Origin of the sequence: Ruegeria conchae, assembly GCF_000192475.1 — a bacterium.
GTDB classification, from domain to species: domain Bacteria; phylum Pseudomonadota; class Alphaproteobacteria; order Rhodobacterales; family Rhodobacteraceae; genus Ruegeria; species Ruegeria conchae.
In genome coordinates, this window is record NZ_AEYW01000005.1 from 13,005 (window position 1) to 33,361 (window position 20,357).

The window sequence follows — 20,357 nt, forward strand, 5'->3', positions numbered from 1 at the left end:
ATACGCCGCCGGAAATCAATCCGCGAAAAGGTAATCCAAATGCATAATCGATTTGGCCTGGACCTCCGTTAGGTTCAGAAACTCGGCTATTGCCTCTTCGTTGACCAAGCGATCAGCAGTTTCGCGCAAATGAAACAAACCATCGTTTTTGGAGTAGCGGATCTGCTCAGATTCATAGGCAAGTGCGTTCCGCAACGTCGGAAGCAATCGGGCCATTGACTCGGCCGAACTGTTCTGACCAGCCAACCCGACACGCAGGGCGTGACCAGCAAGGTATTCGTCGGAATATTCGCATTCGATTTCCAGTACACGCGTCTGGGCTTGATCCCCGCCAAAATCCTGAATGACATCTAAATTCGCAGGATCAACGCATAAGATCAGTTTGTCGCTGTCGAAATGTTCGAACAGCAATTTCGCGACTGCGCGACGATGTCGGGAGCGTTTGGTCAATGTCGTCTCAATACCACCCAGATCGGGAAGCGGAGTGTCTTGCTCATCGTATATGTATTCAATACAGGGAATGCTGGTTTCCGAGGCAATCTGATCAACCAATCGTTTGGCAACGTGCCATTTTTTGCAGACAATCAAGTATATTTCGCGATCGGGTCCCAGGGTGTTACCCGCTTCCCAGAACCGTTGTGTGTACCGCCGTCCGACGCGTCCACGGCTGGTCAAGAAATGATACAGTTTGCGCCCTTCCCCAGAAATACCAAATGCGACCCCTTCGCTGGCATATAATTGCCCTAATCGTTCCTTGAGCTCATGGGCTTCAGGGCTGATCTTGCGTGAGAAGAGGTAATCCTGACCCAGCAGCATGTCATAGTGATCGTTGTAAAAACTAACGGGCATGCCGTAGTCGGAGAACATCAGAAATGTCAGCGTTCGGTTCTCGATCTCGTGCTTTGGTATCAGATGGCGAACGAGAGTTTGAAAGAACGTCTCATCTGGAATCCACGTTGTCTTGAAGAACCGAAGCACATCCGGGCGTTGTTGCAGGAATTCGAGAATCATCTCGACAGTACGACGGCGAAGACACCACCATTGGCTGCCAATCATGATCTGAAGGTCTGACGGTATGTCGCGAGTGAGGCCAAACCGTTTTTGCATCTCGTAAGCGGTGTAGAAGAGGCGCGGTTGATTGCGTTCGTTAAAGTAATGGCGATAGATCAGCCGGTCTTCTTTCATTCCGGTCTTGATCCAGTTGCTTGCGAAAAAATCGTGGCTCTCGATGAAATCCACATCGCGATCATCAAGGAAACCGCACACATATTCAGCGGTCTTGATGGCCATGCAATCGCCAGACAGCATATAGAAATGGGTGGCCCTGGGGAACTGCTCTACAGCCGACTGAAGCGCATGCAGCGTAGCCTGTACCAGGGACCATTCACCCCATCCGCATTTAATGCGCTTCTTCGAAAAGGTGACATTAGGGTTGTCGCTTAGGGCCTCGCGAATTCGCGCATAATCTGTGTCGCTGGCACGGGCATCAAAATGGATCGCCATGCAATCACCGGCAGCGGTCAGCTGACCGGCCTGCGCGATGATCGCGTCCGGATCTTTGTGACACAGCAAGATAAAGGCAATCTTTGCCATTCTATATTCGTATTTCCCCGTTTCTGCCGTTTGCAACCGTGATACTGAGGATGAGCGATTGAATAAACAGAATATTTTTGGTTCTTTGAGCCAATATGCCGGAGTATCAATACGATAACTGGCTAAGGAGGCACAGCAGATGGGTTTTCCCGGTACATGGATGACCGAAAGTCAGAGCATGGTCTATCGTGTCGTGCCAAAATGTGCTTGCTCGACCATTGGACAGATCATGTACTTCTCGGATCATGGCCGGTTTTTTGATGGTGATATTCACGACGCCAATGATGGGATGCATAAGTGGGCTTTTAATGCCAGTCAGGACCCAATTGCGCGGAATGTTCAGTCGCATGGGTCATACACTTTTACCTGTGTGCGCAATCCATATACGCGCATCCTAAGTTCGTTCTTCGACAAGATTTGCGGTATTCAGCGGAACGGTAAACGCTATCGCGGAAATCTGGTGCCGACATTGATTTACAACTACGGGATTGAGGTTGGCGGTGAGGATGGCAAAGGTGAGTTTGACCAAATCGCTAGTTTCCGCAGGTTTCTACTGTTTGCGCGCGATACGATCCGCTGGCGACGCCCGATGGATCCAGACATTCATTGGTCCGCCATGTCCGGTCATGTCTCAACTTTGATCGCTAATGGTGGCCGATATGATCGCATTTTCTGGACCGAGAAATTCAATGATGGAATGCAGGATGTTCTGGATCACCTGGACACAGCGCATAGGGTGACTCTGTCCGAAATTCCACGCTTCAATGAATCTGAAGGCCATGGGCCAAAGCGTGCGCATCCGGTCGAGGACTATTTTGACGACCTGTCCATGCACTTGGTCTATGAAATCTACAAGCAGGATTTCGAGTTGTTCAAATACGATTTCGAGAATCCCGCGAACAAGATGCCAATTGGTGAAATCGATCTGGACGAGATTCACGCAAAACTAGGTGATTGAGCTAAATCAGAAGGCTCCCGCCCATCGTCAACGTCTCTGACAAGACGTCTCCTCTGGTTGGGTCCGGCGCCGCGCATGGCGCGGTGCCGGACCCAAGTCTACAAGGGCTATCGGTGCAGCCGATGCTCCGCTGCGGGCGCGGGAGCACTTACGTTTGAACTAGGTCAAACCTGGCGTACTGCGCCTTTTGCGGCACTGGTTGCCAGTTTTGCATAGGCTTTGAGGGCGGTTGATACCTTGCGTTTGCGTGGGTTGGCGGGGTGCCAGCCTTTTTCGTCTTGTGCCTCGCGCCGGGCCGCAAGCTCCTCGTCAGAGACTGCCAAATGAATTGTGCGGTTGGGGATGTCTATTTCGATTTTGTCGCCCGTATGTACCAGACCGATCTCGCCACCTTCAGCGGCTTCTGGTGAGACATGGCCGATCGACAGCCCCGAGGTTCCACCCGAGAAACGCCCATCGGTCAGCAAGGCACAGGCTTTACCCAGACCTTTGGATTTCAGGTAAGAAGTCGGATACAGCATTTCTTGCATGCCCGGACCTCCGCGTGGGCCTTCGTAACGGATAACCACCACGTCCCCCTCTTTGACCTTACCGGTCAGAATATCGTTCACCGCCTGATCCTGGCTTTCGCAAACATAAGCAGAGCCGGTGAATTTCAGGATATTCTCATCAACACCTGCCGTTTTCACGATGCAGCCGTCGCGCGCGATGTTCCCGAACAACACAGCCAGACCGCCATCCTGACTGAACGCGTGTTCTTTCGAGCGGATAACGCCGCCTTCACGATCGATATCAAGCTCTTTGAACCGGTTTGATTGGCTGAAGGCCTGCGTGGTGCGCACGCCTCCGGGCGCGGCCTTGAACAGATCCTGCGCCTTCGGGTTGTTGGCGATCTTGATGTCCCAGTTGGCAATCGCTTCACCCATCGTACCCGAATGCACCGTATGGCAGTGCTCGTGCAACAGACCCGCGCGGCTGAGTTCGCCGAGGATTGAGAAGATGCCACCGGCGCGGTGGACGTCTTCCATATGCACATTTTCGATATTTGGCGCGACCTTGCACAGACAGGGCACCTGGCGGCTGAGCCGATCCATGTCGGACATGGTGAAATGAACTTCGCCCTCATGCGCGATGGCCAGCAGGTGCAGCACGGTATTGGTCGAGCCACCCATTGCGATGTCGAGGCTCATGGCATTTTCAAAGGCATCAAACGTCGCGATTTCACGCGGCAAGAAGCCTTTTTCGTCCAAATCATAGTGCCGCTTGGTAATCTCGACGATGCGGCGACCGGCCTCGAGGAACAGCTCTTTGCGGTCCGCGTGCGTAGCCAATGTCGAACCGTTGCCCGGCAGGGCCAGCCCCAGCGCCTCGGCCAGACAGTTCATCGAGTTTGCGGTGAACATGCCCGAGCACGATCCGCAGGTCGGGCAGGCGTTTTCTTCGATATGCTGGACCTGTTCGTCAGTGAACTTGTCGTCAGCAGCAGCGACCATCGCATCCACAAGGTCGATCTTTTTGGCCTCTAGATCGGCGATGTCGATTTTGCCGGCTTCCATCGGACCACCCGAGACGAAGATCGCCGGGATGTTCAGACGCATGGCCGCCATCAGCATACCGGGTGTGATCTTGTCGCAGTTCGAGATGCAGACCATCGCATCAGCGCAATGGGCGTTAACCATGTATTCGACCGAATCCGCGATCACCTCGCGCGAGGGCAGGGAATACAGCATCCCGTCATGGCCCATGGCGATCCCGTCATCCACCGCGATGGTGTTGAACTCTTTAGCCACGCCGCCTGCGGCCTCTACCTCGCGAGCAACCATCTGGCCCAGATCCTTCAGGTGCACGTGGCCAGGTACAAATTGAGTGAACGAGTTGACGATCGCTATGATTGGCTTGCCAAAATCGTCGTCGCCCATTCCGGTGGCGCGCCATAGGCCACGGGCGCCGGCCATGTTGCGGCCATGGGTGGAGGTTCTGGATCGGTACATTGGCATGATGCTGTTTCCCTATTGCCCAAGCTGCGATATTGGGTGTGTACGTTATAGCGCACGTATCATATGTACGTTATAACGCACAAGGCAAATCGCAAGGCTTGGGTATGGAATCAGACGAGTTAACGCTGAAACTAAGGGATGTTCGCGCTGCATCGGGGTTAAGCCTGTCTAAAGTGGCCGAACTGACCGGGGTTAGTAAAGCCATGTTGGGTCAGATCGAGCGCGGCGAATCAAGCCCGACCATCGCGACCTTGTGGAAGATCGCGAAGGGCTTCCAATTGCCGCTGAGCGCTTTGATTGGCACCGCCGCAATGCGCGACACGGCAGATACCGATGTGTTCAGTACCGTGACATTTCCGGGAAGCATCGAGGTTAAGATTGTCTTTCCCTTTGATCCGGCATTGGGAGCCGAGACATTTCATGTTGAGCTGTCCCCGAACCAAAGCCACGAGTCGCCAGCCCATGCGGCGGGGGTGACCGAAGAGGTCTTTGTGCTCAGCGGAGTTTTGGAAATTCTGCGCGCGGACAAATGGATTCCGCTGCAAGCTGGGCAGGGATTGCGCTTCGCTGCTGATTTACCGCATGGATACCGCGCTGGTGATCAGGGGGCGGCGTTCCTGAACATGCACCACTATTCCCAATCGGCCGAAAACCTAGAATAGGATCGAATCCCCGTGACTGCCTTCTTTGACAGCCTGACATTCGTCGATGCGATCGGCTCCTTCGGGGCATTGATCGTGGTTGTAGCTTATTTTGCCACCCAGATGCGCATGATGAATTCGGACGATCTGGCCTTTCCAGTGGTGAACCTGATCGGTTCGGTTCTGATCGTGTTTTCGCTGATGCAGAACTTCAATCTGGCATCGATGCTGATCGAAGGCTTCTGGATAATCATCAGCGTGATCGGGATCATTCAGCACTTTCGCCTGCGTCGGGCGGGTTAAATCCAATGCTACCGAAGCGCTAGCGCTATCCAGCCTTGAACCCGCATCGCGCCGAGTATAGGGAAAACCCAAGCTCGCTTAGGGGAGGCTTTGATGCAGGACGATCCAAAAACCCTCGTTTCTACCGAATGGCTTGCCGCTCATATCAAAGATCCGGATCTACGGATACTGGATGGGTCGTGGTACCTACCGCAGCAAGCTCGCGACGCCAAGGCAGAGTATGACGCGGGCCACATTCCCGGTGCACGTTATTTCGATATTGATGAGATTTCCGATCATCGTTCGGATCTGCCGCACATGGCACCTCCGGTCGAGAAATTCATGTCGCGCTTGCGGGCAATGGGAGTGGGTGATGGCCATCAGGTAGTGGTTTATGATGGCGCTGGTCTGATGTCGGCAGCACGGGTCTGGTGGATGTTCCGTCTGATGGGGCAGGAAAACATCGCCGTTCTGGATGGTGGGTTGCCCAAATGGCAGGCCGAAGGTCGAGAGATTGAGGACCTGCCTCCTGTCATTCGCGACCGTCACATGACTGTGCGGGTGCAGAACCATCTGATCCGCGATGTCACGCAGGTTTCTGCGGCTGCCAAACTGCATGATCATGAGATAATCGATGCCCGTTCGGCATCACGTTTCGCTGGTGCCGAGGCTGAGCCACGTGAAGGGTTGCGTTCGGGCCATATCCCCGGTTCTCGCAATGTGCCATTTGGAATGCTGCTGAACAAAAACGGCACGATGAAATCACCCGAAGACTGTCGTGTAATATTCGAATCTGCAGGTGTGGACCTGTCGAAACCCGCGATCACATCCTGTGGGTCGGGCGTGACCGCAGCGATCCTCAGCCTTGCGCTTGAGCGCATGGGTAAGAAAGACCACTCGCTTTATGACGGCTCCTGGGCTGAATGGGGTGCCTTCCCGACCCTGCCCGTCGCAACCGGAGAGAACTGATGTTCGAGAACCTCAAACCGCAACCCGCTGACAAGATTCTGGCGCTGATGCAGATGTACCGCGAAGACCCACGTGATCAAAAGATCGATCTGGGTGTCGGTGTGTACAAGAACGCCGAAGGTGTCACACCGGTGATGCGTGCAGTGAAGGCTGCCGAAAAGCGAATTCTCGAAGAGCAAGAAAGCAAGGCTTATACCGGGTTGGCGGGCGATCCGGCTTATGCAGATGCGATGATCGGTCTGATCCTTGGGGACGCAGTGCCACGTGGCAATATTGCTGCCGTGGCGACCCCCGGCGGAACCGGGGCTTGTCGTCAGGCGTTTGAACTAATCCGCATGGCAAATCCGTCGGCCCGTGTCTTCCTGTCGAACCCTACATGGCCAAACCATCCGTCGATCCTGCGTTATCTGGGGATTGAAACCGCCGAATACCGCTATTTTGACAGCGAAACCCGTGGTGTTGATTTCGATGGTATGATCGAAGATCTGAAAACTGCCAATGCGGGCGACGTGGTTCTGCTGCATGGTTGTTGCCACAACCCAACGGGCGCCAACCTGAACATGGTGCAGTGGCAGGAAGTCGTGAACCTGATCAACGAACGCGGTCTCGTGGCGATGATCGACATCGCCTATCAAGGCTTTGGCGATGGTCTTGAGGAAGATGCGCAGGCGACGCGTCTGGTGGCTTCTTCCGTGAAACGCTGCCTCATCGCGGCGTCCTGCTCGAAGAACTTTGGCGTTTATCGTGAACGTACTGGACTGCTGATGGCGATCAGTGATGATCCAGCTCAGACGGCGTTGAACCAATCCTCTCTGGCGTTTCTGAATCGCCAAAATTACTCTTTCCCACCCGATCATGGCGCGCGCGTTGTGACCACGATCCTGAATGATGAGGCTCTGCGCGCCGATTGGGCCGCCGAGCTGGAAGAAGTTCGCTTGTCGATGCTGGGCCTGCGTCAACAACTGGCGGACGAGTTGCAGCGCCTCAGCGGATCGGATCGGTTCGGGTTTATCGCGCAACACCGAGGAATGTTTTCGCGGCTGGGCGCTGCCCCTGAGCTGGTCGAGAAGCTGCGTGCGGATCATGGTATCTACATGGTTGGTGATAGCCGTCTGAATATTGCGGGATTGAATGCGACGACCGTGCCGATTCTGGCTCAGGCGATCATTGATGTTGGTGTCTGAAGCGCGTCTCTGAAAAATGGAAAACCCGGGCGTGAAGCCCGGGTTTTTGTTTGTATATGGTTGGCTATTAACCTTTGGAGAACTCCGGATAGGCCTCCATACCAAGCTCAGCCATGTCGAGACCGTTGATCTCATCTTCTTCGCTGACGCGGATACCGACAGTGGCTTTCAGTAAGGTCCACAGGATCAGAGCGGCGACAAAGGTGAATACACCGTACGCGATGATGCCGGTCAGCTGCGTGATCAGGCTGGCTTCGCCATAGAAGATCACGGCAATCGTGCCCCAGATACCGGCGAACAGGTGAACCGGGATAGCGCCCACAACATCGTCGATCTTGAACTTGTCCAGCATCGGAACCGCGAAGACTACGATGATACCACCAACGGCACCGATCCATAGGGCGCCGAACAGGGTTGGGGCCAGGGGTTCAGCGGTGATCGAAACCAGACCGGCCAGCGCGCCGTTCAGCACCATGGTAAGGTCAGGCTTTTTGTACAGCAGCTGCGTTAGGATCAAGGCAGCAACCGCGCCTGATGCGGCGGCCATGTTGGTGTTGGCAAAGATGCGCGATACGTCCGAGACATCTCCTACGGTGCCCATGGCCAGCTGCGAGCCACCGTTGAAACCGAACCAACCCAGCCAAAGGATGAAGGTACCCAAAGTAGCCAGCGCCAGGTTCGAACCGGGCATCGGGTGCACTTTGCCGTCTTTGTACTTGCCAATGCGCGGCCCAAGGATGAGGGCACCTGCCAGAGCTGCCCAGCCACCGACCGAGTGCACGATGGTCGAACCCGCGAAGTCCGAGAAGCCAGCTTCGGACAACCAGCCACCACCCCACTGCCACGAGCCCGAGATCGGATACATGATGCCGGTCAGGACAACCACGAAGGCAAGGAAAGGCCAAAGCTTGATCCGCTCAGCCACTGCGCCGGATACGATCGAGGCGGTTGCGGCGACAAAGACCAGTTGGAAGAAGAAATCTGATCCGATCGAGGCGTAGTCAAGTGCGGCTGCATCTGCACCAACGCCCACTGGATCAAGCACGGTTGTCGAGAAGAACGGACCCAGCCAGCCTGAAATGGTCCAGCCATCACCGGGGTACATCAGGTTGAAACCGATCAGCCAGTACATGATCGCAGCAATGGAAAACAGGGCGATGTTCTTGGTCATCTGCATAGCAACGTTCTTGGACCGCACCAGCCCACCTTCGAGCATGGCAAAGCCTGCGGCCATGAAGAACACCAGAAAGCCGCCCATCAGGAACAGCAGCGTGGTGAAGATGTATTGGGTGTGTTGCGCGGGCTCGCCGGTAGCGGCCTCTTGTGCAAGACCCATCTGCGGCAACGCGACAATCGCGGCGGCAGGGATGAGAGATTTCATCAGGTTCATTGTCAGTCCTCGAATGATTGTGAGTGAGCGCGCTTAAAGCGCTTCTTCGTTGGTTTCCCCGGTCCGCACGCGCAGGGCTTGCTCGACATCGAGGACGAAAATCTTGCCATCACCGATCTTGCCGGTCTTGGCGGTGGTGGTGATGGTCTCAATGATCTGGTCGGCCATCGTGGCGGGCACCACGATCTCAAGCTTGATCTTGGGTACGAAATTCACAGCGTATTCTGCGCCGCGATAAATCTCGGTGTGACCCGATTGCGAGCCGAACCCTTTGATCTCAGTCACCATCATGCCGCGCACGCCTGCATTGGTCAGCGCCTCGCGCACCTCCTCAAGCTTGAACGGTTTGATTGTCGCAATGATCAGTTTCACGTCTTTCCCCTCTATTACCCCGGGTGGCCGGGCATTTTGCACCTGCAGAAAAATGCGCATTCGAGGCTCTGAAGGAACGCTCTCACAGGGGAAATGAGGGGGAATAATCAGAAAATTTGCACATTTTTTGCACGAACAGCGCTATTTGATGAAAAAATGGGCAAACAAGTGAGGGGAAATACCAGAATTTCACACCTCTACATGGCCGTTCCGGCGGGGTATGGTGCCCCAAAAGTATAGCCGGGCAGAGTTTGAGCATGACTGAGTCCAACCGCCGAAAACCGCGACTGGTCGCGGATAAAAGGTACCCGTCCAAAGGTCGAAAACCTGCGGCGACCAAGCGGGCTGCAAAACCTGCTGGTAAGAAGTCGGCTGCCCGAAAAACCGCCCCGCGCAAGACAGCGCGGAAGAAGACGCGTCGCAGTTCCGGCGGCAAAGGGGGCGGCATTTTCCGACGCCTGTTCCGTTGGCTCTGGCGTCTGTTCTGGGGCGTCACATGGCGGATTGGTGCGGTAGCGGGCCTGTTGTTGGCGCTGGCCGTCGGTGTCGTTTACACATCACTACCGGATGTGGATGCCTTGTTGGATGGGCGAGCCAAGGGCTCGGTGACGTTGCTGGATCGTGATGGCAAGGTCTTTGCCTGGCGCGGCGATCAGTTTGGCGGCGTGATTACGGCAGATACAGTTTCGCCGCATCTCAAGAATGCCGTGATCGCGACCGAGGATAAGCGGTTCTACCGCCATTTCGGCGTCAGCCCGCGCGGTGTCGCGAGCGCGGTGCGCATCAACCTGAGCGAAGGGCGCGGACCGTTGTCTGGCCACGGTGGCTCGACCATCACGCAGCAGACAGCAAAGCTGCTGTGTCTTGGTGTGCCTTATGATCCCAGCGCGTGGGAATCCGAGGCCGCTTACGAAGCTGATTGCCGTCAGGGTTCGCTTTGGCGCAAAGCGAAAGAGGCGGTTTACGCCATTGCGATGGAGGTCAAATACTCCAAGGATGAAATTCTGACGATCTATCTGAACCGGGCCTTCCTCGGTGCAGGAGCGCGCGGTTTCGAAGCCGCCAGCCAGCGCTATTTCGGGATTTCGGCTGCCGAAGTGTCTCCGGCCGAGGCCGCAATGTTGGCGGGACTTCTGGTGGCACCTTCTCGCTATGCGCCCACGAATAACCTGCAACGATCGCAGGACCGGGCACGGTTGGTGGTTGGGCTAATGGAGGCTCAAGGCTATCTGAGCAGCGCGCAGGCAAGCGAGGCCCGCAGCCGTCCGGCGCAGTTGTCTGAAGCCGCCGCCGCCCGGGCCGGTGGCTATTTTGCCGATTGGGTCATGGCCAGTGGGCCTGAGTTTTTCACACGTAACACAACCGAGGACGTGGTGATCCGGACCACGCTGGATCAGCGCATTCAAACCTCGGCGGAAGAGGCACTGAAGTTCATCTTCCAAGAAAAAGTGCGCGAAGGGTCCAAAGCGCAGGCCGCTATTGTGGTGATGTCCGCGGATGGCGCTGTGCGCGGTATGGTCGGTGGCCGCAAGACCCGAGTATCAGGCGCGTTCAACCGAGCCACGCAGGCTCTGCGTCAGACGGGGTCGTCTTTCAAACCGTTTGTCTATGCGACGGCGTTGGAGCTGGGATATTCACCGTTGGATACGGTTATGGACGAACCGACCTGCTGGGATATCGCAGGGTCGGGTCAGTGGTGCCCGAAGAACTACACCCACAAGTTTTATGGTCGGGTGACTCTTGCGGATGCGCTGAAGAATTCATTGAACATCCCGGCGGTCAAAGTGGCAGATATTTCTGGGCTTGATAATGTCCGCACCGTTGCCAGCGGTTTCGGCCTTTCAAGTGATCTGGCCGAAGGGCTCGCGCTGGCGTTGGGCGCATCGGAAAGCACGCTGATCGAGATGACAGGCGCTTATGCCGGTATCCTGAACGGCGGCTCAGCGGTGGAACCCTATGGCCTGACTGAGCTGAAGCTGCTGGGTGAGTCCGACCCCGTCATGGTCACGACAACCGGTATCGGTGAACGCGTCATCAACGACAAGGCCGCCAAGCAACTGACCTGGATGATGGAGCGCGTGGTCTCGGAAGGCACTGGTGGGCGCGCAAAACTGCCGGGCTGGCAGGTGGCGGGCAAAACCGGAACGACTCAGGCCGCGCGGGATGCGTGGTTCATCGGGTTCACAGCCGATTACGTTGCGGGTGTTTGGATGGGGTATGATGACAATACACCTTTGTCGGGTGTGACGGGCGGCGGTCTACCGGCGGAAATTTGGAAAGAGACGATGTTGCGCGTCACGGAAGGAATGACGCCAACGCCATTGCCGATGCTGGAGCCGGACCCACCGGTCAGAACTGCTCAGCCTCAGCAACAGCGCCGTAAGAAACAGACCGGCTTGGATAAGGCGATCAACAATCTGCTGAACAACATTTTCGGAAATTGACATACAAAAAAGGCGGTGCGCTGGGCACCGCCTTTGATGTCTGAATGATCGTAAGATCAGACGCTTTCGTCGAGTGCCGCCAGAATTGCATCACCCATTTCACTGGTCGATACTGGCTGAACACCTTCTTCTGCCAGCAGATCGGCCGTGCGAACGCCATCGGCCAGAACCTTTTCGATCGCGGCTTCCAGACGACCTGCTTCGTCGCCCTGATCGAAGCTGTAGCGCAGCGCCATGGCGAAGCTGAGGATACACGCGATCGGATTGGCTTTGCCCTGACCCGTGATATCGGGGGCGGATCCATGTACCGGTTCGTACATCGCCTTGGGGCGACCATTGGCCATCGGTGCGCCAAGTGAGGCGGAAGGCAGCATACCCAAAGACCCGGTCAGCATCGCGGCGCAATCGGACAGCACATCGCCGAACAGGTTGTCGGTGACGATCACGTCAAACTGCTTGGGCGCGCGCACCAGCTGCATCGCACCGTTGTCGGCATACATATGCGACAGCTCGACCTCGGGGTATTCTTGGCCCACGCGGGTTACGACTTCGCGCCAAAGGATGCCCGACTCCATTACATTGGCTTTTTCCATCGAGCACAGTTTCTTGTTCCGGCGCATCGCCAGCTCAAATGCCGAACGCGCGGCGCGTTCGATCTCGGACTCGGTGTAACGCTGGGTGTTGATGCCAACGCGTTCATTGCCTTCCTCGAAAATGCCGCGCGGCTCGCCGAAATAAACACCCGAGGTCAGCTCGCGCACGATCATGATGTCGAGGCCGGCTACCACATCCTTCTTCAGCGACGAGAAATCCGCCAGCGCGTCAAAGCATTGAGCGGGGCGCAGGTTGGAATACAAGTCCATTTCTTTGCGCAAACGCAGCAGGCCGCGTTCGGGCTTCAGGCTGAAGTCCAGATCGTCATACTTAGGGCCACCAACAGCACCCAGCAGAACGGCATCGACCTCTTGCGCCTTGGCCATGGTCTCATCCGACAGGGGCTTCCCGTGTGCGTCATAGGCAGCGCCGCCAACCAGATCCTCGCTCACGTCAAATTGAAGACCGCGATTGGCACCGAACCAATCGATGATTTTGCGCACTTCGGCCATAACTTCCGGGCCAATTCCGTCTCCGGGCAGGATGAGGAGCGAGGGGTTGGACATCGACAGTCTCCTTGCGTTTTGTCGCACAGGCCCTAGCGTTTGCGGCGCATCGGGTCAATGAGACGAACCCGCCAAATCACGAGGAAACCACATGCTGACACCCGGAAATCCGGCCCCATCGCTGAAAATCGAAACTGTAGGCCATGGTACCTTTGATCTTGAGCGTGACACGGGCGAAAACGGAACTCTGGTGATACAGTATCGCGGCTTGCACTGTCCGATCTGCATTCGCCAGATGGGTGAGGTCGAAGCTGCGCTGGGTGATTTCGCCGAATTGGGGGTCGAGGTGATCATGATCACTACGGATGCCGGCGAACGAGCGGCGGAAACGGTGGAGAAAGCCGGGGTCTCGAAACTGCGTGTTGGGTACGGCCTGTCCATGGCCGATGCGCGGGATGTCTGGGGTCTGAACATCTCCGTGGCTCGTGAAGGTAGTGCCGAGCCAGCGTTATTCGCTGAACCGGGGCACTTCTATATCAAGCCTGATCAGACTCTCTATTACGTCTGGCAGCAGACAACGCCTTTTGCTCGACCGACTATGTCCGACATCGTCGGCGGTTTGAAATTTACCTTGGCCAATAACTATCCTGCGCGCGGCACCTATACTGGCGCGCTGTAGGCGGCTTTACAGCCGCGCCTTCAACCCTTCGGCCAACAGATCCCAGACCCTGCGGATGCGCGGGGTCTGTCGCATCGCCTGAGGGGCGGCCAGCCAGACCGGCAGCACCGGTATCTCGACATCAATGTCCAACACCTCGACCTCTGGATCAGCCAGCACAATGCTGAGCTGGCTGAACCCCACTCCACAACCTGCGCGGATCAATTCCCAGTAAGCCGTCTGGTTATCGCACCGCGTGGCAAAGCTGTCCCGGCTGGCAGGCCAGCCTTTGTTACGCATCGCGATAATAATGTCTTCGTTGGTGTCAAATCCCACAAGGTCGTGCTGCATCAGCTCTGTCGGCGTATTGGGCCGTCCTGCATGGTCCAGATAGGACCGTGAGGCGCAGAAACATAACGGCACCTCGCCGATATGCTTTGCGACGATGTCGACTTGTTCGGGGCGGTACATGCGCACGGCGATGTCGGCTTCGCGAAACAATAGATTCTCGCTGGCATCCGAGGCGACCAGATCAAGCTGAATAGCCGGTTCAGCCTGACGAATCGCGGCGATTATCGGTGGCAGTAAATGGTGCGAGACAAAGACCGAGGCGGTAATCCTGACCGAGCCCTCCAACTGCTGCGCCTGCCCGGCTGCCGTCAAACCAAGCGCATTGACCGCGCTGTACATCTGCTGCGCCATCGGCAGCACTTGCTGCCCCACCTCGCTGAGCGTCAACCCACGCGCGTGGCGGTCAAACAGCGACACGCCCAATTCTTCTTCCAGCGCATGCACCTGACGCCCCAGCGTTGGCTGGCTGCGCCCAAGTTGCTTCGCGGCCGCGGATAATGAACCCGTTTCCGCAACAGCGAGAAAACTTTGGATCAAGGACCAGTCAGAAAGTTGAAGAGAATTTGCCATTCAAAAACGAATACATAATCTGCGGTTTTTGGCAATTTCCAAATACTGATGAATGAATAGATTGGTGTTGAATGGAGGGACCGATGTCACAAACAGCACTTATTCTCGGGGCCAGTGGCCGCTTTGGTCGCAATGCTGCACAGGCTTTTTCCAACGCGGGTTGGGGCGTGCGCCGGTTTGATCGACGCAGCGACAATCTACACTCGGCGGCACGCGGGGCAGACGTTATCGTGAACGCATGGAACCCGCTGTATCCCGATTGGGCGAAACAAGTCCCTGAATTGCATCGACAGGTCATAGATGTGGCATCTGAACATGATTTGACAGTGATTGTGCCCGGCAACGTTTATGTCTTCGGCGCGGATACGCCTGGACCTTGGTCCAGTGAAACACCCCATCTTGCACGCAATCCGCTGGGGCGCATCCGCATCGAAATGGAAGAGGCATATCGCGCTTCATCCGTGCGGACAATTATGTTGCGCGCAGGTGACTTCATCGACACCACGGCCTCGGGCAACTGGTTTGATCAGATCATGATCAAACACTTGCAGCGCGGTCGCTTTGTGTACCCGGGCAATCCCGACATCCAGCATTCTTGGGCCTACTTGCCCGATCTGACCCGATCCGCCGTGGCCCTGGCAGACATACGCGGCGAGCTGCCGCGATTCTGTGATGTTCCCTTTGCAGGTTACACTCTGACCGGCAATGAAATGGCACAGATGTTGTCACAGATGACTGGGCAAGACATTGCGCTTAAGCAGATGGCGTGGTGGCCGTTGCAGTTGGCCCGCCCCTTCTGGCGTCTAGCCCCACATCTGCTTGAAATGCGCTACCTATGGGATACACCGCATCGTCTGGATGGAAGTTTCTTTAACGAATTGCTGCCGGGATTTTCGCTGACTGAACCGAACGAGGCGCTTAGAAATGCGATCCCAAAACCTAAAGTCTCTGCTGCGGCGCAACGAACCGGTGCAGCTTTGCGATCATGACCGCAGGCGCCTATTGGTTGATGAGATCGACCCAGACAAGCCGGTGACGGCTTGCTGCTTCTGCCGAAGCTCGGGCTTCGGTCTCAGGCCAGTAAATACCTGCATCGTGCACGTGCCAATCGGATGAGGGCAATACGTAATCCACTCTCATTTCGCCTACCCCTTTCCATTGAACTGTTGCGGCCGATCCGGCAGGGTCCAATGGCACAGGGTCTTGGATCAGAGGGTCGGCAAGAAGATCGTTGATTGCAGCCTTGTGCCCTTCGCCGTTGTGCGGGTCCAGATTGGCATCGCCTGCGATGACGAACCGATCTGAAGGAGTAGGCCCCAATTTACCGTCCAGCAGTAGCGACCAGAATCGAACTTCATCCCGGTTGCGTAACCCGTTGCGATCTTCGGGACCATCAAAGACAGGGGGGCTGGCGTGAAACGTCATCAAATTGATACGACCAACAGGGGTGTCGATCGGGACGACCCAATGTGATGTGGATGACAGCCTTTGAATGGCTTGTGCCTGAGGTGAGGGAAATGGATTTCCGTTTATTTTTGGTAGCCGGGCACCGGGAAGTTCGTTCCAAAGCAACTCGGTATAGGACTGGACCTCTCTGGCTGCGATGGGATAGCGGGATAAGACTGCCAGGCCGCTTTGGCCCGTAAAGCGCCCCCATCCCTGTGTGTCGCCCGGACCACCAGTTTCGCCGTCCCCATCTAAATCTTCAACGGTTTCGAGCCCCGAATTGGGTTGCTCGAAATAGCTGTAGGGATAATTCAAGCCATGGCCTTCCAGTGCATCAACCAGAGTGTCGAGCGCTAGCCCGTCCAGATCCCAATCGAGCCCTTGCAGTGAAACGATGTCTGGGCGGGTTGTTACCAACACCTCAATCACCGCCGTAACCTGTGGGTCTTCCCGCAGGATGTCGCGCAGTAACAGGCCAGGTCCATTGCGACTGAGTTCAGTATTGTAACTTGCGACGCGCAATGTCTCTGCCTGCGCCACGCAGGGCAGCATTAACAGGACCAGCAGTCGGATCATGCGATCTGTGTAGACTCGGATGTTGAATAGGCGCGGCGTTTTTCAACGATCAGGTTGGCAATGCGCAGGGTCGCCATACCGCGCATGATCATGCTGGCAGGCAGGAACGCCCAGGCGCAAAGCGTCCAGATCAGAGTCTGGGGATTGCCGAGCGTGATCGGCGTGATAAATTCGGCTGTCAATTTGATTACAGCAGGGATCAGGAAGGGCAGCAACGCCCCAATTGCGATGTTCAACCGCCCATCGCGCTGCAATCGGGCAACAACATCTCCACCCTTGGTTGGGTCAAACAAAGGCAGATTGGTCCAAACGTTGAACGCGCCATTTCCTGTTGGCCATCCTCTGAGTTTTACGGCGTAGGCAAAGCTCGCGATGGTGACCAAAGCCGCGACATAGGCGATGCTGGCTGATATACTGACAAGCTCAATAAGTGGTGCGCTGGCGTTTCCGGGAAGCACAAGAACCACGAGCCGAACAGGCGAATAGGGAAAGTCCACCACATTCGCGACCATCAAGCCAATAGAATAGAATACGCCCGTAAGATCCGTGGGTGCATACGCATTCTTACAGATCAGCGTTAAAAAGGTGACCATCGACATTAGGCCAACAAAACGCAACCTGTTTACCGGCGGGGCGTCACGGAATTCGATAAAGCTGGGGAAGGCTGAATTATATTCAGAGAATGTTAGAATAAACGCGAGGATCGCCAGAAAGACGATAATCTCAGTCCCGTTAGACGTCGATGTGGGCAGGTATAACGCGGGGGTTAGCACCATCAGTGCCACCAATAATCCACGTATCGCCGCGCCCGTCGTGCGTGCAATCACAATCCGAACCCTTTCCAAACCGGAGCTGTCGATTCTAAGTCGACTTGTCGTCCAACTTGCGCGCGCCACTCGTTCACTGGCGGCTACCTGTTAGGTGCCACCTTGGCTGATAAGCGGTAATTCGCTCAAGTCAGAGTGCAGAAAACACTGAGTTTCGGGCAAAATGATGGCGCAACTGGTGCGGGATTGCATCAATTTCGACGCAAATCCGACGTGTATATCAAAATGATACCTAGATGTAGTAGATTGGGGAGATTTAACCCCAAGAATGCGAACGGGGCCGCGCTTGCGACCCCGTTAAGTTGAGTATCAACAGATTCGTCCCCAGAATCATACCCAGGGACGGGCTTGGCTTGCGTGATCCTCGAACTTGTCGATGTGATGGTCTTTTTCCATCGTCAGACCAATATCGTCCAGACCGTTCAGCAGGCAGTGTTTGCGGTGTGGGTCGATGTCGAATTCGATGACCACGCCATCTGATGTGGTGATCTGCTGATCTTCCAGATGCACGGTCATACGAGCATTCTCGCCCTTATGCGCGTCATCCATCAGAATCGCGTGATGTTCCTCTTCCACCACGATGGGCAGGATGCCGTTCTTGAAGCAGTTGTTGAAGAAGATGTCGGCGAAACTGGTCGAGATCACGACCTTGATGCCGAAATCCTTGATCGCCCAAGGCGCATGTTCACGGGATGAGCCGCAGCCGAAATTGTCGCCCGCCACCAGAATCTCGGTTTGGCGATAGGCGGGTTTGTTCAGTACGAACTCTTCGTTCTCGCCGCCGTGGTCGTGATAACGCATCTCGTCAAACAGCACGACGCCAAGGCCGGACCGCTTGATGGTTTTCAGGTGCACTTTGGGAATGATCATATCGGTGTCGATATTGATCAACGGCATTGGGGCGGCCACCCCGTGGACTTTTTCGAACTTTTCCATTTCTACACTCCTGCGGGAGAGGGCCGCGCCCATGCCCCGCGTTTAAGCTTCTTTCGCTTCTGTTGTTTCGTCCTTGGGTGCGTTCTTGACGAAGAACGCCATGAAGACCAATCCGAACCCGTTGAACAGCATCTCGATGCCCAGGAAGATTCCCAGAATGCTCAACAACGCCTGCGGTTCCTGCCCCACATAGCTCCAGATGATGCCTGCGAGGATGATCGACAAGATGCCCGAGATCATCGTGGGCCAGAAAAACTGTGTTCCCTTCATTTGGAACGACAGAATGATCCGCGCGATGCCGCCTGCCATGAACAGGATCAGCACCACAGTCGCGAGCGTCAGCGTGCCCTGCAGCGGGTGATCCAGAAAGGACCAGCCCAGGAACAGCATGACCGCACCCATGATGAGTGACAGGATTTTGTTGCCAGCGCCTTCAACCGTGAAGCCACCAACGATCTGCAATCCGCCTGCGATCAGCAGCAACACACCGGTTACTACTGTTACGGCAACGGACGCCACGACCGGCGCGCCCAATACGAACACACCGAATGCTATGGACAAAAGTCCCAGCAGTAGCCATTTGACCCAATCACTCATGTTAGTCTCTCCATCAAATATCTAGATATGAGAGAGTCTTACATCATTTCACGGACGTCTGTCAGCCGTCCAGTGATTGCCGCTGCGGCAGCCATTGCGGGGCTGAGCAGATGGGTGCGCCCACCGCGGCCCTGACGACCTTCGAAGTTGCGGTTCGAAGTCGCTGCACAGCGCTCACCCGGCTGCAGTTGGTCGGGGTTCATCGCCAGACACATTGAGCATCCCGCCAGACGCCATTCGAACCCGGCATCTTTGAAGATTTCGGCCAATCCTTCTTCTTCGGCCTGTGCACGCACCAAGCCCGAGCCTGGTACGACCATGGCGCGCATGCCGTCCTTGATCTTCTTGCCTTTCAGGATTTCCGCCGCAGCGCGCAGGTCTTCGATCCGACCATTGGTGCAAGAGCCGATGAAAACAGTGTCGATTTCAACGTCGCTCAGCTTTTGACCGGCTTCCAGACCCATGTACTCGATCGAACGGCGGGCCGCGTCTACTTTACCACCTTCAAAATCTTCGGGATGCGGTACGGATGCAGTGATCGGCAGCACGTCCTCGGGGCTGGTGCCCCAAGTGACGACTGGTGCGATATCTTCACCACGCAGCGTGATGACTTTGTCGAAACGCGCGCCCTCGTCGGTATAAAGCGTTTTCCACCAGTCCATTGCGGCTTCCCACTGTGCACCTTTGGGGGCATGCGGGCGGCCTTTGACATATTCAAATGTGGTTTCATCCGGTGCGATCAGGCCAGCGCGCGCGCCGCCTTCGATCGCCATGTTGCAGACGGTCATGCGCCCTTCCATCGACAGATCGCGGATCGCCTCGCCACAGTATTCGATGACGTAGCCAGTGCCGCCAGCGGTACCAGTCTCACCAATCACGGCTAGGGTGATGTCTTTGGCGGTCACGCCTGGCTGCAGTTTGCCAGTGATTTCCACCTTCATATTCTTGGACTTCTTCTGGATCAGTGTCTGCGTGGCCAGAACGTGTTCAACCTCAGACGTGCCGATGCCGTGGGCCAGAGCGCCGAATGCACCATGAGTCGCAGTGTGGCTGTCGCCGCAGACAACGGTCATGCCGGGCAAGGTCCAGCCTTGCTCGGGGCCAACGATGTGGACGATGCCCTGACGAACGTCATGCACAGGATAGTAGTGAATGCCGAAATCCTTGGCGTTCTTGTCCAGTGCCTCGACCTGAATGCGTGATTCCGGGTTTTCGATCCCGTTCACGCGGTCCGGGGTGGTCGGAACGTTGTGGTCCGGTACAGCGATGGTTTTTTCCGGGGCGCGCACCTTGCGGCCCGCCATGCGCAGGCCTTCGAACGCCTGTGGGCTGGTCACTTCGTGAACCAGGTGGCGGTCGATATACAGCAGGCAGGTGCCATCATCGGCTTCATGCGCGACATGGGCATCCCAGATCTTGTCATAGAGTGTTTTGGGGGACATCGGTCCTCTCCCGTATGTAATGAG

General features: G+C 56.1%; 19 protein-coding genes. 8 read left to right on the forward strand and 11 right to left on the reverse strand.

Annotated features, from left to right (window positions below):
• Positions 1-15: 15 nt before the first annotated feature.
• Entirely contained in the window at positions 16-1,593 is a 1,578-nt protein-coding gene (locus G7G_RS0104215; RefSeq protein WP_010438720.1) for a DUF5928 domain-containing protein, read from the reverse strand.
• 139 nt (positions 1,594-1,732) lie between these two features.
• Here G7G_RS0104215 and G7G_RS0104220 point away from each other — a divergent pair, with 139 nt between their 5' ends.
• The gene (locus tag G7G_RS0104220) at positions 1,733-2,551 is read left to right on the forward strand and encodes a sulfotransferase family protein (RefSeq protein ID WP_010438722.1); all 819 of its coding nucleotides are present in this window, start codon (positions 1,733-1,735) and stop codon (positions 2,549-2,551) included.
• 164 nt (positions 2,552-2,715) lie between these two features.
• Here the strand turns inward: G7G_RS0104220 and ilvD are convergent, their stop codons facing one another.
• A complete protein-coding gene (ilvD, locus tag G7G_RS0104225) occupies positions 2,716-4,548 on the reverse strand; it encodes a dihydroxy-acid dehydratase (RefSeq protein ID WP_010438724.1) in 1,833 nt (610 codons plus the stop codon).
• 104 nt (positions 4,549-4,652) lie between these two features.
• Between ilvD and G7G_RS0104230 the strand changes: the two genes are divergently transcribed.
• The 4 genes from G7G_RS0104230 to G7G_RS0104245 all read left to right on the forward strand — a co-directional run bounded on the left by G7G_RS0104230 (position 4,653) and on the right by G7G_RS0104245 (position 7,624).
• Positions 4,653-5,210, forward strand: coding sequence for a helix-turn-helix domain-containing protein (locus tag G7G_RS0104230; RefSeq protein WP_010438727.1), 558 nt, complete (start codon positions 4,653-4,655; stop codon positions 5,208-5,210).
• A gap of 12 nt (positions 5,211-5,222) precedes the next feature.
• Complete coding sequence (locus G7G_RS0104235; RefSeq protein ID WP_010438730.1) at positions 5,223-5,492, forward strand: CBU_0592 family membrane protein; 270 nt, start codon at positions 5,223-5,225, stop codon at positions 5,490-5,492.
• Between the two features lie 93 nt (positions 5,493-5,585).
• The gene (gene sseA, locus G7G_RS0104240) at positions 5,586-6,440 is read left to right on the forward strand and encodes a 3-mercaptopyruvate sulfurtransferase (RefSeq protein WP_010438733.1); all 855 of its coding nucleotides are present in this window, start codon (positions 5,586-5,588) and stop codon (positions 6,438-6,440) included.
• Entirely contained in the window at positions 6,440-7,624 is a 1,185-nt protein-coding gene (locus G7G_RS0104245) for an amino acid aminotransferase (protein WP_010438736.1), read from the forward strand. The genes sseA and G7G_RS0104245 overlap by 1 nt, the downstream gene beginning before the upstream one ends.
• A gap of 67 nt (positions 7,625-7,691) precedes the next feature.
• On the opposite strand, the gene G7G_RS0104250 is transcribed toward G7G_RS0104245, so the two are convergent.
• Both G7G_RS0104250 and G7G_RS0104255 read right to left on the reverse strand, forming a co-directional pair.
• Positions 7,692-9,014: an ammonium transporter gene (locus tag G7G_RS0104250; protein WP_010438738.1), complete on the reverse strand. Its 1,323-nt coding sequence runs from the start codon at positions 9,012-9,014 to the stop codon at positions 7,692-7,694.
• A gap of 33 nt (positions 9,015-9,047) precedes the next feature.
• A complete protein-coding gene (locus G7G_RS0104255) occupies positions 9,048-9,386 on the reverse strand; it encodes a P-II family nitrogen regulator (protein ID WP_010438740.1) in 339 nt (112 codons plus the stop codon).
• A 257-nt stretch (positions 9,387-9,643) separates the two neighbouring features.
• Here G7G_RS0104255 and G7G_RS0104260 point away from each other — a divergent pair, with 257 nt between their 5' ends.
• On the forward strand, positions 9,644-11,830 hold the full coding sequence (locus G7G_RS0104260; protein WP_010438742.1) for a transglycosylase domain-containing protein: 2,187 nt from the start codon (positions 9,644-9,646) through the stop codon (positions 11,828-11,830).
• Between the two features lie 56 nt (positions 11,831-11,886).
• Here G7G_RS0104260 and leuB read toward each other — a convergent pair whose 3' ends face one another.
• Complete coding sequence (gene leuB / locus G7G_RS0104265) at positions 11,887-12,990, reverse strand: 3-isopropylmalate dehydrogenase (protein ID WP_010438745.1); 1,104 nt, start codon at positions 12,988-12,990, stop codon at positions 11,887-11,889.
• Between the two features lie 91 nt (positions 12,991-13,081).
• Here leuB and G7G_RS0104270 point away from each other — a divergent pair, with 91 nt between their 5' ends.
• Positions 13,082-13,609, forward strand: a complete 528-nt coding sequence (locus tag G7G_RS0104270) for a redoxin domain-containing protein (protein ID WP_010438747.1) — start codon at positions 13,082-13,084, stop codon at positions 13,607-13,609.
• Between the two features lie 6 nt (positions 13,610-13,615).
• Here G7G_RS0104270 and G7G_RS0104275 read toward each other — a convergent pair whose 3' ends face one another.
• Positions 13,616-14,509, reverse strand: coding sequence for a LysR family transcriptional regulator (locus G7G_RS0104275; RefSeq protein ID WP_010438749.1), 894 nt, complete (start codon positions 14,507-14,509; stop codon positions 13,616-13,618).
• An 83-nt stretch (positions 14,510-14,592) separates the two neighbouring features.
• Here G7G_RS0104275 and G7G_RS0104280 point away from each other — a divergent pair, with 83 nt between their 5' ends.
• A complete protein-coding gene (locus G7G_RS0104280; RefSeq protein WP_010438751.1) occupies positions 14,593-15,498 on the forward strand; it encodes a Rossmann-fold NAD(P)-binding domain-containing protein in 906 nt (301 codons plus the stop codon).
• A gap of 10 nt (positions 15,499-15,508) precedes the next feature.
• Here the strand turns inward: G7G_RS0104280 and G7G_RS0104285 are convergent, their stop codons facing one another.
• The 5 genes from G7G_RS0104285 to leuC form a co-directional block, all read right to left on the reverse strand.
• Positions 15,509-16,531 carry an endonuclease/exonuclease/phosphatase family protein gene (locus G7G_RS0104285; protein WP_010438753.1) on the reverse strand — a complete coding sequence of 341 codons (1,023 nt, stop codon included), beginning with the start codon at positions 16,529-16,531 and terminating at the stop codon, positions 15,509-15,511.
• Complete coding sequence (locus G7G_RS0104290; protein ID WP_010438756.1) at positions 16,528-17,358, reverse strand: hypothetical protein; 831 nt, start codon at positions 17,356-17,358, stop codon at positions 16,528-16,530. The genes G7G_RS0104285 and G7G_RS0104290 overlap by 4 nt, the downstream gene beginning before the upstream one ends.
• Positions 17,359-17,688: 330 nt before the next feature.
• Positions 17,689-18,294, reverse strand: a complete 606-nt coding sequence (leuD, locus tag G7G_RS0104295; protein ID WP_010438759.1) for a 3-isopropylmalate dehydratase small subunit — start codon at positions 18,292-18,294, stop codon at positions 17,689-17,691.
• Between the two features lie 42 nt (positions 18,295-18,336).
• Positions 18,337-18,891, reverse strand: a complete 555-nt coding sequence (locus G7G_RS0104300; RefSeq protein WP_010438761.1) for an HdeD family acid-resistance protein — start codon at positions 18,889-18,891, stop codon at positions 18,337-18,339.
• A gap of 38 nt (positions 18,892-18,929) precedes the next feature.
• Positions 18,930-20,333, reverse strand: coding sequence for a 3-isopropylmalate dehydratase large subunit (gene leuC / locus G7G_RS0104305; protein ID WP_010438762.1), 1,404 nt, complete (start codon positions 20,331-20,333; stop codon positions 18,930-18,932).
• Between the last annotated feature and the right edge of the window lie 24 nt (positions 20,334-20,357).